A 15,384-nucleotide genomic window follows, 5' to 3' on the forward strand; every position below is an offset into this window, starting at 1 on the left:
GTACCTATCTTTCATATTGCTTCAACCATCGTGTTACTGCTCTTTTATCGTATAAAGTCACTCCATCAATCACCATGGTTGGCATTCCTTCTTTCGTCCATTTTTGGATTGTTGTCGTAGATACATCTAACCACCTAGACAAACCTGACATACGAACCATAGGTTTATAAAGTTCTTTATCTTCAAATACTCTTGCTACAGCATTTGAAATCATCTCATCATAGTGAGCACGTAATTGCTTCTCTAATTCTTTAGGAAGCTGGACAACTAAAGTAGTTTCCGACATAAATTCACACCTCATTTCTAAATTAAATAAGCTCCGAAACCATTTAATTTGTTATTCATTTTGAATTATATATCCTTTTTGAATTTTTGCCAAGCTTTTTTATTCAAAAAGAATAAAATGTGTTATAATGATAAAAAGGAGGTTCTTATGACGAATCATATTACTAAACTGATAGAAAATAGCGGAAAAAAATTGACAGAAATTAGCGAAGCTACAAATATAGCCTATCCTACACTTTCTGGATACAATCAAGGAATCCGCAAACCTAAAAAAGATAATGCTGAAAAATTGGCAAAATACTTTAATGTTTCCGTCGCTTACATTATGGGACTTGATAGCAACCCACACGCTCCATCAAATCTTAAAATTGTTACAGATAGTTTCAAAACATCTAAAATTGGTTCTGTGACACCTTTTAAAAGCGATATGGAGAAGTTAAAGAAGAGCATCGAATTTGGCGAAAGGGCATTAGCACTACCACTTGATGATAGTTTTTCAGATGAATTTCGTCATATATTCTCAGAATATCTAGCTGAGAAAAACAAACGTTTTATGTCTGAGTTTATAGATTATATGAATCACCAAAATAAAGATTCTAAAGTTTGGCAGAGCTGGATTAAAACAGACGAATACGCTATCCGCCAAGAAGATAGAAAAAATAGATAGACACTCATTTCTCAATTACATAAGCTCCGAAAACTTAGATACGGAGAAAAAATGTCTATACACAAATACAAAACAAAAAAAGGAATCCTATACTATGTCAGCTTTTACATTGGCTTAGATGCTTATGGAAAGAAAAAAAGGCACTTAAAGAGAGGGTTCAAAACCAAAAAAGAGGCAAAATTGTACGAAGCTCGTTTAGAAGCTGGTGTCGTTGCCCCCACAGTAAGTACCGACAAACCTAACCCCAAAGTCACTTATAAAGAACTTTATCAAGAATGGTTTAATGCCTATGTTGGTACCGTTGAAGAAACAACTTCTTCCCAAACTAAGAATATCTATCGAATACATATTCTACCAATATTTGGCGATAAATTTATTGACCAAATCAGTCCTTTAGACTGTCAAAACTTTATTACACAAAAATCTCAGACTTTCAAAAATATCAAACAGATAAAATCCTATACCTCAAAAATTTTTGATTTTGCAATCAACATGAACTACATTGATCGAAATCCAATGAAGAATGTTATCATGCCTAAAATCAAAAAAACTAGATCAGATAATTTTTGGTCACTGGAGGAATTACATCATTTCCTTGATATAGTGAAAGAAACCGAGCCATTTAAACATTTTGCTTTATTTAGACTGCTTGCATTTAGTGGACTACGAAAAGGGGAGTTATACGCTTTAAAATGGGCTGATATTAACTTTGACAGCAATCTATTGAACATAGATAAAAGTCTAGGAAGAATTGACGGTAAAGCGATTGAAAAGAGCACAAAGAATGAATCTTCAGTTCGTACAATCTATCTTGATGATGAGACAATCGATATTATTAAGCAATGGAGAAATTTCTATCTGAAAGAACAATCTCAGCTTCCTCTTACAAAGCTGAATATTAGTGATGAATATATGTTCTCTTACATATCAAGTAATGACAAAATTGAACCTTTGCATGCTGATTACATTAATAACGTACTGAATCGAATTATTAAAAAGCATAAATTAAAACCAATTAGCCCACATGGGTTTAGACATACACATGCAACACTTATGTCTGAAATTGGAATCGATCCTTCTAATACATCAAAACGTCTCGGTCATGCAAGCAGTCAGGTGACATTAGATGTCTATACTCACACCACAAAAACTGGTGAGAAAAACTCTATTGACAAATTTGCAGACTATCTCAATAAAGCAAAATAAATCATGATTTTAAAAATTTAGAAGAGGTTATCAGAAGGTTATCACAAAGCTATTTGAGCTCAAAAATCGACAAAAAAGCACTTTGCAAAATTTTTGCAAAGTGCTTTGAAACGTTGATATAATCGTATTGATTAACGTTTTGAGAATTGTGATGCTTTACGAGCTTTCTTAAGACCTGGTTTCTTACGTTCAACTTTACGTGAGTCACGTGTAAGAAGTCCTGCGCGTTTCAATGAATCGCGGAAGTCTGGGTCTACTTGAAGAAGGGCACGAGCGATACCGTGACGGATAGCTCCTGATTGACCAGCGTATCCACCACCTACAACGTTAACGAAAACGTCGTATGAACCTACAGTTGAAGTAACTGCGAACGGTTGGTTGATGACAAGACGAAGGTCAGCGTGTGGGATGTACTCTTCAACATCTTTTTTGTTAACAGTGATTTTACCAGTTCCTGGAACAAGGCGAACGCGTGCAACAGCGTTTTTACGACGTCCAGTACCTGCATATTGTGCTTGTGACATACTTTATTGTTCCTTTCCTTAGATAAGTCCTGAAATGTCAAGAACTTCTGGTTGTTGTGCAGCGTGAGTGTGCTCAGCTCCAACAAATACTTTCAACTTCATACCTTGAGCGCGTCCAAGAGTATTGTGTGGAAGCATACCTTTAACTGATTTCTCAATCAAACGTACTGCATTTTTAGAACGAAGTTCACCTGCAGAGATTTGTTTCAATCCACCTGGGTGGTTTGAGTGAGTGTAGTAGATTTTATCAGTTGCTTTTTTACCAGTCAATTTAACTTTTTCAGCATTGATAACAATTACAAAGTCACCTGTATCAGTGTGTGGTGTAAATGTTGGTTTGTTTTTTCCGCGAAGTACGCTAGCAACTACTGCAGAAAGACGTCCAAGTGGTACATCAGTTGCGTCAACTACGTACCATTTACGTTCAACTTGGCCTGGTTTAGCCATAAATGTTGTTTTGTTCATGATTTCTCCTATATATAGTTCGATTTTTGTTTACGGTGATGGGTGTTCCTTCCCATCGAAAAGTATTTGGAAGGTTCCGGGGCCTTTCAAATGGGGTAAACAATACCGCCTACTATCATACCAAATTTCACCCCTAAAAGTCAATAGATATGAAAAATATTTTTCTAAATTCCACTCTTTTTGTCTCTAAAAAACCTCGCTTTCGCGAGGCTCTTCTATTTATAAGATAAGGCACGTTTAAAGGTTTTCCAAGGACCTAAATCATCTGTCTGCAAAACGAGACTAGCATACATACGTCCGATAAAGACTGTTGCAGTTACTGCAAAAGCAATCGTAATCGCAAGCGAAATCCAAGCTTCTAACCCATTTGCATAGCCATTAATGGCTCTAAATGGCATGAAGAAGGTCGAAATAAAGGGAATATATGAACCAATCTTCAAGATGAGATTGTCACCAGCTGCACCTAGAGCTGTCACTCCAAAAAAACCACCTATAATCAAAATCATCAAAGGCGACAAGGCTTTTCCTGAGTCCTCAGGACGAGAAACCATAGAACCTAGGAAGGCTGCTAAAACAACGTACATAAAGAGGCTAACCAAGACAAACAATAAGGTGTTGAGCGAGAAAGCCTCTCCTATATGGTTTAAAATACCAGATTGTGCCAAGATTGGTAGGTCTTTAAAGAGAAGAATGGCAGCAAGTCCACCCACGACGTAAATGCCAATATGGGTCAAAATCACAAGAAGCAGAGCCAGCATGCGAGCGTAGAAATAATGACTAGCTCGGATACTAGAGAAGACCACCTCCATGATTTTGGTTCCTTTCTCGCTAGCCACTTCCTGAGCAGTGACACTAGCATAGGTAATCAAAATCATATAAAGGAAGAAACCAAGCCCTGCGGCCGCAATGGTTTGAACAATTTTTTTGTTTTCCTTAGATTCATCAATCTTCTCAGTAAAATCAACGGTTTGACTCAGGCGTTTTTCCTGTTCTTGTGACAAATTGGCTGCCGAACGATTGAGTTGGTATTGCAGTTCGTTGAGCTTATTGGTTACTGCTAGCTTGATGCCTGTTTCAAGAGAAGTTTCACCATGATAGACGGCCTTGAGGACGCTGTTCTCTTGGTCAATGGTTAGGTAACCCTTGATTTTCTCATCTTTAATAGCAGCTTGGGCACTGGCTTCATCCTTATAATCAAAGTTGATACCATTGGTACCCTTAAGCCCATCTTCCACAGATGGCACAGTTGTTACTACTGCTATCTTACTATTCTTAGCCATAGAAGACCCTTGGAGATAGCCAATTCCCCCAGATAGACCGATAAACAAGAATGGTGAAATCACCATAAAGAAGAAACTCCACGATTTGACATGTCGAAGATAGGTTTCCTTCATTACAACCCACATATTTCTCATACTTCCACCCCTGATTCTAGTTTAAAGATTTCATCAATTGTTGGCGCTTGCTGGTCAAAGGTTGCGATGTATTGCCCCTGAGTCAAGATTGGGAAGAGTTCCCTTCCAGCGCTCTCATCCTCTAAGATCAATTTCCAACTGCCTTGTTTGGTCAAACTTACCTGCTTGACATGAGGAAGATTTTCCAATTCTTCCTTGCTTCGTTCACTTGAAACAAAGAGACGCGTTTTCCCGTATTGATTGCGGACATCCTGAACTGGTCCATGCAAGACCACACGGCCATCTCGAATCATGAGAATATCGTCACAAAGCTCCTCGACGTTGGTCATGACATGGTCAGAAAAGATAATGGTTGCCCCACGTTCTTTTTCTTGAAAAATGACTTGCTTGAGCAATTCTGTATTGACTGGGTCCAATCCACTGAAAGGCTCATCCAAGATAATCAAGTCTGGTTCATGAATCAGAGTAATGATGAGCTGAATCTTCTGCTGATTTCCTTTTGACAGACTCTTAATTTTATCTGTCAGCTTCCCTTTCACTTCCAACCTCTTCATCCATTGAGGGAGTTTTTCCTTGATTTCCTTAGCATCCATGCCCTTTAGAGTCGCCAAGTAGCGAACTTGTTCAAGGACTGTCAATTTAGGCATGAGACTGCGTTCTTCAGGCAGATAGCCAATCCGAGCGTAGGTCTCTTGACGAATATCCTGACCATCTAGACTGATTTCTCCTTGATATTCTAAAAACTTCAAAATACTGTGGAAAATTGTTGTCTTCCCAGCACCATTTTTCCCGACTAGTCCCAAAATACGACCTGGTCGCGCCTGAAAGTCAACGCCAAACAAAACTTGCTTGGGTCCAAAACTTTTCTCTAGACTTCTTACTTCTAGCATCTTTCACCTCCGAAATGTCTTTCACTCATTATACTCCTTTTTGATAGCCTCTACAATGATTTCTGTCCATTTTTATCATCCTCATTTTAGTAAAAAATCTTAGGGTACTTTGAGTTATGAGTACATTATACACTGGTAAACTCCAATTTATCTTCTCTGTTCCTCAACTGTCTATTTTTGATCCTGAATTGTTATTTGAAAAGCAAAAATCCACCCCAAAGGATGGATTGATACTTTAACGCACTTCTGCATTGACTTTTTCTTCGAGCGATGCTTGGATTTTTTCCATATAGCGTGCAACTTCTTCGTCCGTTAAGCTATCTTCTGGATTTTGGAAGGTCAAGCTATAAGCCATTGACTTCATACCAAGTCCCAATTTTTCGCCTGAGAAGACGTCAAAGAGTTTGATATCTGTCAAACGTTTCACGCCGGCAGCTTGGATAGCGTCCACAACTTCTTGATGAGTGACTTCTGCCTTGAGGAGAAGGGCAACATCACGGCTAACTGCTGGGAATTTAGTAATTTCTACAAATGGAGTAGCTGGTTGAAGGGCAGTTTCGATGGCTGAAAGGTTGAGCTCAGCCACATACGTTTCTGGAATATCGTAAGCCTTGGCAGTGACTGGATGCACTTGGCCAAGGAAACCAAGAACTTGGTCACCGAGTGAAATGACTGCTGTACGACCTGGATGAAGGCTAGCGATTTCAGATATTGCTGTATAAGTTACTTCTAGTCCCAAGCGAGTAAATAGGGCTTCAAGGATTCCCTTAGCATAGAAGAAATCAACTGGAACTGCTGCTGTTTGGAAATCTTTTTCAGCAACCAATCCTGTCAAGGCAAAGGCAAAACTGTTGATTTCATTTGGAAGTTCTTCTTTTGGATTACCTGTTTGTTCAAAGACTTTCCCAATCTCGTAAAGGGCCAAGTTTTTATTCTTACGAGCTACGTTATAAGCCACCGTATCAAGGATACCTGAGATCATATTTTGACGGAGGACTGAACGGTCCACGGTCATTGGCCACATAAGTTCAGTAAGGTTACTTGGTTGAGCTGTGAACTCAACTGCTTTTTCAGGAGTTGTTAGAGCATAGGTGATGATTTCTGTCAAACCTGCTCCTTCAGCAATGGTACGAACTTGACGGCGAAGTTTTTGTGTCGCAGTCAATTCACCTGCTGTACCATCGTCTTTTGGAAGGCTGGTTGGCAAGCGGTCATAACCATAAATACGAGCGATTTCTTCAAAGAGGTCTGCCTCGATGGTGATATCCCAACGACGACGTGGGACGCTGACTGTAAAGCTTTCCGCATTTCCAGAAAGACCAAAGCCAAGGCGACGGAAGACGTCTTCTACATCCGCGTAAGAAAGTTCTGTACCAAGGACACGATTAACATCAGCAAGAGTTGAAGAAACTTCCACATCAGAGGTATCAAGCTCACCCGCTGAAACGATACCTTTACGCACCGTCGCACCTGCAAGTTCTGCAATCATGCTAGCCGCCGCATCAAGGGCTTCATTGACTGTTGCCACATTGATCCCTTTTTCAAAGCGAGAAGACGATTCTGAACGAAGGTTAAGGCGACCGCTAGTCTTACGAATTGATTTACCATTGAAGACTGCAGCTTCAAGGACGACACGACTAGACTTTTCAGAGATTTCTGTTGCTTGACCACCCATAACACCTGCAAGAGCTACTGGCTTGTCTGCGACAGTGATGACTAGGTCATTCACGTCCAAATCACGTTCTTCACCATCTAAAGTCACTAATTTTTCACCAGCACGCGCTTCACGCACACGGATGTCAGTTCCTTCAAAGGTATCCAAGTCAAAGGCATGCATTGGTTGACCAAAGTAGAGAAGTATGTAGTTGGTCACGTCCACTACGTTATTGATTGGACGGATACCTTCATTCATAAGAAGGTTTTGCAACCATTGTGGACTTGGTGCGATAGTCACATTGTCCAAGATACGAGCTGCATAGTAAGGCGCCTTGTTTGTCTCAATGCCCACAGAAAGAGCATCTGCTGCAGCTTGGTCAGTTTCTGAAAGAATAAATTCTTTAAAGTTGACTACCTTATCATAGATAGCTGCTACTTCGTGAGCCACTCCACGCATAGAAAGGGCATCCGCGCGGTTGGGTGTGATAGAAAGTTCGATGATTTCATCATCCAAGTCTAGATATGAGAAGACTTCCTCACCTGGAACGGCATTTTCTGGCAAGATTTGGATGCCATCTGCGAATTCCTTAGGCACAACTGAGTCAGAAATTCCCAATTCGCCAAGCGAACAGATCATTCCAAGTGACTCTAAACCACGGATTTTCCCTTTTTTGATTTTGTAGTTGTCAGCGATGCGAGCTCCTGGAAGAGCCACCATAACCTTGATACCAGCACGCACATTTGGGGCACCACAAACGATTTGACGGGCTTCTTCTTCGCCAACGTTAACCTGACAAACATGAAGGTGAGTTTCTGGCACATCTTCGCAAGACAAGACCTCACCGACGACAATTTTTGAGAGACCAGCAGCCGGTGATTCGACACCTTCTACCTCGATCCCTGTAGTTGACATTTTTTCAGCCAACTCTTGTGATGGAACATCAATGTCCACCAATTCTTTTAACCATTTATAAGATACAAGCATAATTTAGTTCTCCAGAATGACAGTTGCCACTCTAGTTCTTTTCCTTTCCTATCATTTCAATAGAAGAATCATCTTCTTACCTTAATTTCTTTCTCAGTAACCAATCCGTATCTACTTTTTGACCAACCATAAAATGATGTTGGCTAAATTTTTCAAAACCATATCGATTATAAAACGCTTGAGCTTTTGTATTATGCTCCCAAACACCTAACCAAGCCCAGGAAAAACTATTTTTGGTAGCAAGTTCAAGAGCAAATTCAAACAGTTGCTTACCGAGTCCAAATCCTTGGAATTTTTGTAGCACATAGAGACGTTGAATTTCAAAAGCATCCTCTAATTCTCTCTCAGTCTGAGCACTTCCCCAGTTGACTTTGAGAAAACCAGCTATCTCCTCTTCATGCATAATGAAATAGGTTTCGGATTCTGGATTTTCCAACTCAGTTGACAAAACTCTCAGACTATAAGCCTCTTCAAAGTATTCCTGTAACTGCTCTTCCGTATTATCATGAGCAAATGTTTCACGAAAGGTTTGTTTGGCAATTTTAGCCAACACCTCAACATCTGCCATTTCTACTTTTCTAATCATTATTTAAACTGTTCTGAGAAGCGGACATCTCCTTGGTAGAATCCACGGATATCGTTGATTCCGTAACGGAGCATAGCTACACGCTCTTGTCCAAGACCAAAGGCAAATCCAGAGTAAACAGTCGCATCGATACCACTCATTTCAAGGACACGTGGGTGAACCATACCGGCACCCATAATTTCGATCCAACCTGTTTTCTTACATACGTTACAGCCTTCTCCACCACACTTGAAGCAAGAAACATCCACCTCAACAGATGGCTCTGTGAATGGGAAGTAAGATGGACGCAGACGGATCTGACGCTCTTCACCGAACATTTTTTGCACAATCAACTGAAGGGTTCCTTGAAGATCAGCCATAGAGATATTTTTCCCAACAACCAAGCCTTCAATTTGGTGGAACTGGTGACTGTGGGTCGCATCGTCTGTGTCACGACGGAACACACGCCCTGGTGAGATCATTTTCAAAGGACCTTTAGAGAAATCATGGGCATCCATAGCACGCGCCTGAACTGGAGACGTGTGAGTACGTAGCAAGATTTCTTCTGTGATATAGAATGTGTCCTGCATATCACGAGCTGGGTGGTCTTTTGGAAGGTTCATACGTTCAAAGTTATAGTAGTCTTGCTCCACTTCAAAACCATCCACGACTTGGTAACCCATCCCAATGAAAATATCTTCGATTTCTTCACTGGTTTGTGTCAAAACGTGACGGTGACCAGTAGCAACTGGGCGACCTGGAAGCGTCACATCGATACTCTCGCTAGCCAGTTGAGCTGCGACTTTCTTTTCTTCCAAGAGCTTAGCTGTTTCTTCAAAGGCTGCTGTCAAGACATCACGAGCTTCATTGACGTGTTTCCCAATGATTGGACGCATCTCAGCAGAAACATCTTTCATCCCTTTGAGGATTTCAGTGAGCGAACCCTTTTTACCAAGGACAGAGACACGCAAATCTTGCATCTCTTTTTTATTTTCAGCAGTAATCTGCTTCAAGCTAGCCAGCGTTTCTTCACGAAGCGCTTTTAATTGTTCTTCAATAGTTGACATAATTCCTCCATCAGTCGCTTATCAGATAAAAAGAAAACCACATGCCAAAAACTCCACTCGGAGCGTTGACACGCGGTACCATCCGTTTTCATCTGACAAGTCAGACCTTCATTTCTAAATCCATGCGCAAGTGAATTCACCCAGCTTTCATATAGAGAGCTTGCAGTCACGTCTCTCCTCCCTGATATACTTCCCTTGAGTTACTAGTCTTGCAGATTTCTATTCAATTACTACATAGTTTATCAGATTTTTAGTTAAAAAACAAGTTAGATTAGATTAATTTCAGTATAAAAAGGAACAAGACGCAATGCACTACCTATTTGTAGGGCCTGTTTCATCTGCTTTCCTTTTCAACAAGAGAGTTGCTGCTTGATTAAAACCATCACACCAGTTATACCATTTTGCTTCATACTCATCTTGAGCTAAGATATGATTTTTTAAATCCAGAACAGAGTAAATTTTTCTTTCTTCGCAGGCTTGCGCATAGAGATGATATAGTTCATCACCACCATCTCTATCCCACTCAGCAGAAATCGTATCCCTACCTGCCAATAAAGCCTGATAAGCCCTGTGATGCCCATCTGTAATCAACAAGCAATCTCCAAAGGCAAGAATACTGATTGGATCGACTTGGATTGTTTCTGCCGACTGGTAAAGTGTCTGGATGCCTTCTAGTTTCTTTTCTGATAAGTATAGTTGAGTCGGATGGAGAGCTTTTATGTTGACTTTCATTTCTTTCTCCTCAAGAGAATTTGATATTCACTTCTGCTTGCCTTTAAATCGCCATTGGAAGCGAAGCTTGTCATAGAAAGGAAACTCGATAAACAAGACTCCCAAGCCTACACAGAGACTAGCAAGAACATCTGATGGATAGTGAACTCCCAGATAGACCCTTGATACCAGCACACTGACTAGGTAGAGGCCTAGCACGATTTGTACAATTTTTCTCCAGACTGGATTTTTAATCCGTTGACTGAGAATGACAATCAGAGAACCGACCATCAAGGTTACAGCCAGAGAATGGCCGCTTGGAAAGGAAAATCCCTTCTCCTCAACCAAGTGTAAAATAGCTGGTCGTGGGCGCTGGTAGATATTTTTAAAGGTCACGATTAAAAGAGCTGCCAAAGCCAGATTTCCCAGCATGAAGAAACTTTCTATCTTCCACCGCTTACGATAAAAGACAAAAGCTGTAATAACAACCCAAGTGATAATCACTGGAATATCAATCAAGCGTGTGATGGCCCTAAAAAGAATAGTCAAGTAATCTGGCAAGTCTCCTCGAACGGCAGTCTGTATCGGTTGGTCAAAACCGACCAGCGTTTCAGGGTAAAATTTGACCATATAGCCAAGAATAACGAAAAGTAAAAGGGCAAAACTGCCCTTCATTAAAAATGTTTGTTTATCTCTCATAATGTTTTAAGGTTGGTTTCAAGAGAACATACAACAACCAGAATGAAACGGAAAAGATTACACCCTCAATCAAGTTAAAAGGTAATACCATGGTCATTAGGTAGTTGGAAAGTCCCAAAATTTTTCCAATATCAAAGTTAGCAAACTTAGCGTACAAAGGAACAGCATAAACATAATTGAGAACCAACATAGCCACGGTTAAACCAATAGTCCCAGCTAGAGAGCCTAGTAGGAAACGAAGGGTTGTCCGTTCCTTTTTCCAAATCAAAGCAAATACGATGACAAAAACTCCCAAAGCTACGATATTCATTGGCAAACCAATGTAAGTATTCACTCCCTGACTGTTAAGAAGCAGTTTCAAGAGTGAGCGAAGCAAGAGAACTCCTAGAGCAGCAGGCAAATCCATGACCACTAAGCCCACAAGGACTGGCAAGATACTAAATTCGATCTTGAGGAAGGACGCCGCTGGTAAAAGCGGAAAGTCAAAGTACATCAGCACAAATGAGATGGCTGATAAAATCGCAATGGTCGAAAGTCGACGTGTGTTTGTCATAACAGGTTCCTCCAATTTTCTATAAAATCAGAAGAAGTTAGAAAGGATTCCTCTATCTATTCTCACTTTTTATATCCCAAAAGTTCCCTCTAACTCCGTTGAGCAAGCGGTTACAGTTTGGCTATAAATCTATCAGAACAGACAAAGCTATTCTTTCGTCTTCTCCCATCCAGACTATACTGTCGGTTGTGGAATCTCACCACATCAGCTTGCGCTCGCGGACTTATTTGGCTAAGATATTTTAGATTTATCTAGGCGTCGCAGTCGAAGATAATACTTAAAGTATATCGAGACAAGACAACGACGAGAAAGCTAAAATAGCTAGTCAAATTTACCGCCGGTCGGGAATCACACCCTGCCCTGAAGACTCTTTTATCATAACAAAAAACGCTTGCAAGCGCAAGCATTTTGTTCATTTTCATTTTCATTTTTTATTTCAATTTATCCACTTCATAGGTATGAACAAGCTCAAGACCTGCAAAGTTCTGCTGGCGGAGAGCCTCATAGACAATCATGCAGACGGTATTAGACACATTGAGACTGCGAACATGTTCATCATTCATGGGAATACGGAGAGCTTTCTCAGGATGTTCTCGCATAAAGTCCTCCGGCAAGCCCTTGTCTTCACGTCCAAATAGAAAATAATGGTCTTCGTTAGTCGATAAATCCACATCAGAATACACTTTCTCAGCGAATTTAGAAATCAGATAGAGGTTGCCCTTCATCTGAGACATGAAATCCTCTAAACTCTCGTAAAAATAAATCTCTAGCTTATCCCAATAATCCAATCCAGCTCTCTTCATCTTACGGTCATCAATAGGAAAGCCCATAGGCTTGATGATGTGGAGGGGAGAATTGGTTGCAGCGCAAGTACGCGCGATATTGCCTGTATTTTGTGGAATTTGTGGTTCAAATAATACAATGTGATTTGTCATGACTTGCTTCCTTTTACCATTGCAAAAAAATAGCCACACTGCCCGGAGTCAAGCTCAGCAAACAGCGTGGTTAAGGCATCGTTAACTTACCTCACAACAGGTTTGAAGTAAATCAGCGAAACTACTTTCTTAGTATAACACTTTCAGAATCATTGTCAATAGAAACGACTTGATTTTTTCAATTTTTTCAAGCTATTTCCAAGGGTTGTAAAATCGTCCCTGATTCTGCAAGATAAGTAGTAAACTAGTTACTAAAAACAAGGCTGCAAAGAACAAGGTAAGATAGTCTCCTTTTTTCAAGGCCTGATAACTATACCAAGTGCGTTTTTTCTCTTTCCCAAAGCGTCGAAGCTCCATGGCGGTCGCGATGGTATCAATGCGTTCTAGCGAGCTAAAAATCAAGGGAGTAATAATGCGCAGATTGCCTTTGATTCGTTGCATGAGAGAAGCTTTCTTAGATAATTCCATCCCACGCGCTTCCTGAGACATCTTGATGGTAAAGAATTCTTCCTGCAAATCTGGAATATAACGCAAGGTCAGGCTGACAGAATAGGCAATCTTGTAAGGCACTCCAATTTGATTTAAACTGGAAGCAAACTGACTAGGGTGGGTTGTCATCAAAAAGATAATAGCCAGAGGAATGGTGCAAAGGTACTTAATGGCCAGATTTAGCAGATAAAAGAGCTCTTGACTGGTCAGAGTGTAGGCACCGATTCCTTGCCAAATGACACTTTTAGCACCATACAGCCCCACTCCGTACTCAGGAGAAAAGAGATAGACCATCAAGACGTTTAAAACGGCAAATACCGTCGCAAAAACTGCCACAAAGGAAACATCTTTAAAATGGATTTCTGACAAATAGAGGAGAAAGACCGAAAAGATGGCAATCAGAACAAGCAGTCTGGTATCATAGCTAATCATGGCCGCCAATGACACGAGAATGAAAAAGAGGAGTTTACCAGCACCTGACAAGCGATGAATCACAGTATCTCTATGCTGGTAACCGATTAATTTAGCTTGCATCCTTCTCTCCTTTCTTTGTAAAATGCCGTTAAAGCAAGTGGATCCACGTCTAGTTTCTTAGCCAAGTTAAAGATAGAGGTTTCTTTTAGATTGGCTTTTACTAGCAGCTCAGGATTGCTCAAAAGACTGGCTGGATCAGTATCGGCAATCAATTCCCCATCCACCATGACAAGAGCTCGGTCTGAATAATCCAGCATCAATTGCATATCATGGGTAATCATGACAATGGTATGACCTTTTTGATGCAGTTTTTCAAGAAATTCCATAATCTCAGTATAATTCTTCTGGTCTTGACCTGCTGTCGGCTCATCTAAGAGGATAATTTCAGCCCCCAAGACCAAAATTGAAGCAATGGTGACACGTTTTTTCTGACCAAATGACAGGGCAGAAATAGGCCAATTACGGAATTCATAGAGACCACAGATTTTCAAGGTTTCATAGACTCTCGTTTCAATTTCCTGCTCGTCCACACCTCGCAAACGAAGTCCTAGAGCCACCTCATCAAAAATCATATTGGTTGAAATCATTTGATTAGGATTTTGCAGCACATAGCCTACTCGTTCCGCCCGCTCTGCAACAGAGTCTTCTTTGATCTCCTGCCCTTCCCACAGATAGCGACCTTCCGTCTGAATAAAGCTACTTAAGGCCTTGGCAAGGGTTGATTTCCCAGCCCCATTTTTCCCGACAATGGCAATCTTTTCACCCTTTTTAATATCTAAATGAATGGATTTTAAAATCGGTCTATCATCATAAGAAAAAGACACGTCCTCTAATTTAAAGAGTGACTGCAATTCTGGGGTTTCTTTTACCAATTCAGTCTTTAACTGAACATGACCTTTTGAGATAGACAAGTTATCCAGATCTGCTAATTGTTCTTCCTTGACTAAATCCACACCCAATTGACGGAGAGTGGTTAGGTAAAGGGGTTCCCGAATTCCATTTTGTGTCAATAAATCAGTCGCCAGTAACTGGTCAGGACTCCCATTAAAGAGGATACGACCATCGTTTATCAAGATAATCCGATCCACAGGGCGATGCAGAACATCCTCTAAACGGTGCTCGATAATAAGAGTCGTCGTCCCCTCCTCCTTATGAATCTGGTCAATCAATTCGATAATATCCTGACCTGACTTGGGATCCAGATTAGCGAGTGGCTCATCAAACAAAAGAATCGGACTCTCATCAATCAAGACACCAGCCAGACTGACTCGCTGCTTTTGTCCACCAGACAAATCCTGAGGTCGCTGAGCTAGTAAATCAAGAAGGTCCAGCTTTTCAGCCCATTTATAAACACGATTTTTCATCTCATCTAGGGCTGTCACATCATTTTCCAGAGCAAAAGCCAAGTCCTCTGACACGGACAAGCCGATAAACTGCCCATCTGTATCCTGCAAAACCGTGCTGACCAGATGAGACTTATCATAGACACTCATATCAAAGGCCGCTTGCCCCTTGATCAAAAATTCTCCAGACATCTGACCCTTGTAAATATTGGGAATAATTCCATTCAAACACTGACCCAAGGTAGATTTACCTGACCCAGATGGGCCAACAATTAAGACTTTCTCTCCCTTATAAATAGTCAAATCCACCCCTTGCAAGGTCGGCTCTTGTTGTGTTTCATACCGGAAAGAGAAATCCTTCCACTCAATTATAGCTTCTTTCATCTTACTCTCTTCATTCGCTTCTTAGACTTCTATTTTATCATAAATCTACCCCTTCTTGCAGACTCTTCTCT

General features: G+C 40.7%; 16 protein-coding genes and 1 riboswitch. Of the genes, 2 read left to right on the forward strand and 14 right to left on the reverse strand.

Annotated elements, in window-relative coordinates:
• Positions 1-4 precede the first annotated feature (4 nt).
• Positions 5-286 (reverse strand): hypothetical protein, encoded by a 282-nt coding sequence (locus QMQ21_RS17390; protein ID WP_000005472.1) that lies wholly within the window; start codon positions 284-286, stop codon positions 5-7.
• Positions 287-433: 147 nt separating this feature from the next.
• Here QMQ21_RS17390 and QMQ21_RS17395 point away from each other — a divergent pair, with 147 nt between their 5' ends.
• Together QMQ21_RS17395 and QMQ21_RS17400 are read left to right on the forward strand one after the other, a co-directional pair.
• Positions 434-952 (forward strand): helix-turn-helix domain-containing protein, encoded by a 519-nt coding sequence (locus QMQ21_RS17395; RefSeq protein WP_033686359.1) that lies wholly within the window; start codon positions 434-436, stop codon positions 950-952.
• Between the two features lie 51 nt (positions 953-1,003).
• Positions 1,004-2,158, forward strand: a complete 1,155-nt coding sequence (locus tag QMQ21_RS17400; RefSeq protein WP_000022152.1) for a site-specific integrase — start codon at positions 1,004-1,006, stop codon at positions 2,156-2,158.
• Between the two features lie 131 nt (positions 2,159-2,289).
• Here QMQ21_RS17400 and rpsI read toward each other — a convergent pair whose 3' ends face one another.
• The 13 genes from rpsI to QMQ21_RS17465 all read right to left on the reverse strand — a co-directional run bounded on the left by rpsI (position 2,290) and on the right by QMQ21_RS17465 (position 15,313).
• The gene (gene rpsI / locus QMQ21_RS17405; RefSeq protein WP_000075973.1) at positions 2,290-2,682 is read right to left on the reverse strand and encodes a 30S ribosomal protein S9; all 393 of its coding nucleotides are present in this window, start codon (positions 2,680-2,682) and stop codon (positions 2,290-2,292) included.
• A gap of 18 nt (positions 2,683-2,700) precedes the next feature.
• Positions 2,701-3,147 (reverse strand): 50S ribosomal protein L13, encoded by a 447-nt coding sequence (gene rplM / locus QMQ21_RS17410; RefSeq protein WP_001044624.1) that lies wholly within the window; start codon positions 3,145-3,147, stop codon positions 2,701-2,703.
• Between the two features lie 215 nt (positions 3,148-3,362).
• Entirely contained in the window at positions 3,363-4,562 is a 1,200-nt protein-coding gene (locus tag QMQ21_RS17415; RefSeq protein WP_261814878.1) for an ABC transporter permease, read from the reverse strand.
• Positions 4,559-5,452, reverse strand: a complete 894-nt coding sequence (locus QMQ21_RS17420; RefSeq protein ID WP_261814879.1) for an ABC transporter ATP-binding protein — start codon at positions 5,450-5,452, stop codon at positions 4,559-4,561. Before QMQ21_RS17420 ends, QMQ21_RS17415 begins: the two co-directional genes overlap by 4 nt.
• Positions 5,453-5,687: 235 nt before the next feature.
• Positions 5,688-8,093 (reverse strand): phenylalanine--tRNA ligase subunit beta, encoded by a 2,406-nt coding sequence (gene pheT / locus QMQ21_RS17425; protein ID WP_261814880.1) that lies wholly within the window; start codon positions 8,091-8,093, stop codon positions 5,688-5,690.
• Positions 8,094-8,169: 76 nt separating this feature from the next.
• Positions 8,170-8,679: a GNAT family N-acetyltransferase gene (locus tag QMQ21_RS17430; protein WP_000619948.1), complete on the reverse strand. Its 510-nt coding sequence runs from the start codon at positions 8,677-8,679 to the stop codon at positions 8,170-8,172.
• The gene (pheS, locus tag QMQ21_RS17435; RefSeq protein ID WP_031237702.1) at positions 8,679-9,725 is read right to left on the reverse strand and encodes a phenylalanine--tRNA ligase subunit alpha; all 1,047 of its coding nucleotides are present in this window, start codon (positions 9,723-9,725) and stop codon (positions 8,679-8,681) included. The genes QMQ21_RS17430 and pheS overlap by 1 nt, the downstream gene beginning before the upstream one ends.
• Positions 9,726-10,037: 312 nt before the next feature.
• The gene (locus QMQ21_RS17440) at positions 10,038-10,457 is read right to left on the reverse strand and encodes a chromosome partitioning protein ParB (protein ID WP_261814881.1); all 420 of its coding nucleotides are present in this window, start codon (positions 10,455-10,457) and stop codon (positions 10,038-10,040) included.
• Between the two features lie 27 nt (positions 10,458-10,484).
• The gene (locus tag QMQ21_RS17445) at positions 10,485-11,135 is read right to left on the reverse strand and encodes a phosphatase PAP2 family protein (RefSeq protein WP_261057156.1); all 651 of its coding nucleotides are present in this window, start codon (positions 11,133-11,135) and stop codon (positions 10,485-10,487) included.
• Entirely contained in the window at positions 11,125-11,688 is a 564-nt protein-coding gene (locus tag QMQ21_RS17450) for an ECF transporter S component (RefSeq protein ID WP_000185834.1), read from the reverse strand. Before QMQ21_RS17450 ends, QMQ21_RS17445 begins: the two co-directional genes overlap by 11 nt.
• A 153-nt stretch (positions 11,689-11,841) precedes the next feature.
• Positions 11,842-12,060, reverse strand: a riboswitch (FMN riboswitch).
• A 59-nt stretch (positions 12,061-12,119) separates the two neighbouring features.
• Complete coding sequence (locus QMQ21_RS17455) at positions 12,120-12,623, reverse strand: tRNA (cytidine(34)-2'-O)-methyltransferase (RefSeq protein ID WP_261057157.1); 504 nt, start codon at positions 12,621-12,623, stop codon at positions 12,120-12,122.
• A gap of 192 nt (positions 12,624-12,815) precedes the next feature.
• Positions 12,816-13,646, reverse strand: a complete 831-nt coding sequence (locus QMQ21_RS17460) for an energy-coupling factor transporter transmembrane component T family protein (protein ID WP_261057158.1) — start codon at positions 13,644-13,646, stop codon at positions 12,816-12,818.
• Positions 13,631-15,313 carry an ABC transporter ATP-binding protein gene (locus tag QMQ21_RS17465; RefSeq protein ID WP_261057159.1) on the reverse strand — a complete coding sequence of 561 codons (1,683 nt, stop codon included), beginning with the start codon at positions 15,311-15,313 and terminating at the stop codon, positions 13,631-13,633. Before QMQ21_RS17465 ends, QMQ21_RS17460 begins: the two co-directional genes overlap by 16 nt.
• Between the last annotated feature and the right edge of the window lie 71 nt (positions 15,314-15,384).

This window comes from Streptococcus bouchesdurhonensis (assembly GCF_948472335.1).

Excerpts from the sequence above, each read along its gene's own strand:
- QMQ21_RS17390 (WP_000005472.1), bottom strand. The coding sequence starts at position 286 with ATGTCGGAAACTACTTTAGTTGTCCAGCTTCCTAAAGAATTAGAGAAG.
- QMQ21_RS17395 (WP_033686359.1), top strand. The coding sequence starts at position 434 with ATGACGAATCATATTACTAAACTGATAGAAAATAGCGGAAAAAAATTG.
- QMQ21_RS17400 (WP_000022152.1), top strand. The coding sequence starts at position 1,004 with ATGTCTATACACAAATACAAAACAAAAAAAGGAATCCTATACTATGTC.
- rpsI (WP_000075973.1), bottom strand. The coding sequence starts at position 2,682 with ATGTCACAAGCACAATATGCAGGTACTGGACGTCGTAAAAACGCTGTT.
- rplM (WP_001044624.1), bottom strand. The coding sequence starts at position 3,147 with ATGAACAAAACAACATTTATGGCTAAACCAGGCCAAGTTGAACGTAAA.
- QMQ21_RS17415 (WP_261814878.1), bottom strand. The coding sequence starts at position 4,562 with ATGAGAAATATGTGGGTTGTAATGAAGGAAACCTATCTTCGACATGTC.
- QMQ21_RS17420 (WP_261814879.1), bottom strand. The coding sequence starts at position 5,452 with ATGCTAGAAGTAAGAAGTCTAGAGAAAAGTTTTGGACCCAAGCAAGTT.
- pheT (WP_261814880.1), bottom strand. The coding sequence starts at position 8,093 with ATGCTTGTATCTTATAAATGGTTAAAAGAATTGGTGGACATTGATGTT.
- QMQ21_RS17430 (WP_000619948.1), bottom strand. The coding sequence starts at position 8,679 with ATGATTAGAAAAGTAGAAATGGCAGATGTTGAGGTGTTGGCTAAAATT.
- pheS (WP_031237702.1), bottom strand. The coding sequence starts at position 9,725 with ATGTCAACTATTGAAGAACAATTAAAAGCGCTTCGTGAAGAAACGCTG.
- QMQ21_RS17440 (WP_261814881.1), bottom strand. The coding sequence starts at position 10,457 with ATGAAAGTCAACATAAAAGCTCTCCATCCGACTCAACTATACTTATCA.
- QMQ21_RS17445 (WP_261057156.1), bottom strand. The coding sequence starts at position 11,135 with ATGAGAGATAAACAAACATTTTTAATGAAGGGCAGTTTTGCCCTTTTA.
- QMQ21_RS17450 (WP_000185834.1), bottom strand. The coding sequence starts at position 11,688 with ATGACAAACACACGTCGACTTTCGACCATTGCGATTTTATCAGCCATC.
- QMQ21_RS17455 (WP_261057157.1), bottom strand. The coding sequence starts at position 12,623 with ATGACAAATCACATTGTATTATTTGAACCACAAATTCCACAAAATACA.
- QMQ21_RS17460 (WP_261057158.1), bottom strand. The coding sequence starts at position 13,646 with ATGCAAGCTAAATTAATCGGTTACCAGCATAGAGATACTGTGATTCAT.
- QMQ21_RS17465 (WP_261057159.1), bottom strand. The coding sequence starts at position 15,313 with ATGAAAGAAGCTATAATTGAGTGGAAGGATTTCTCTTTCCGGTATGAA.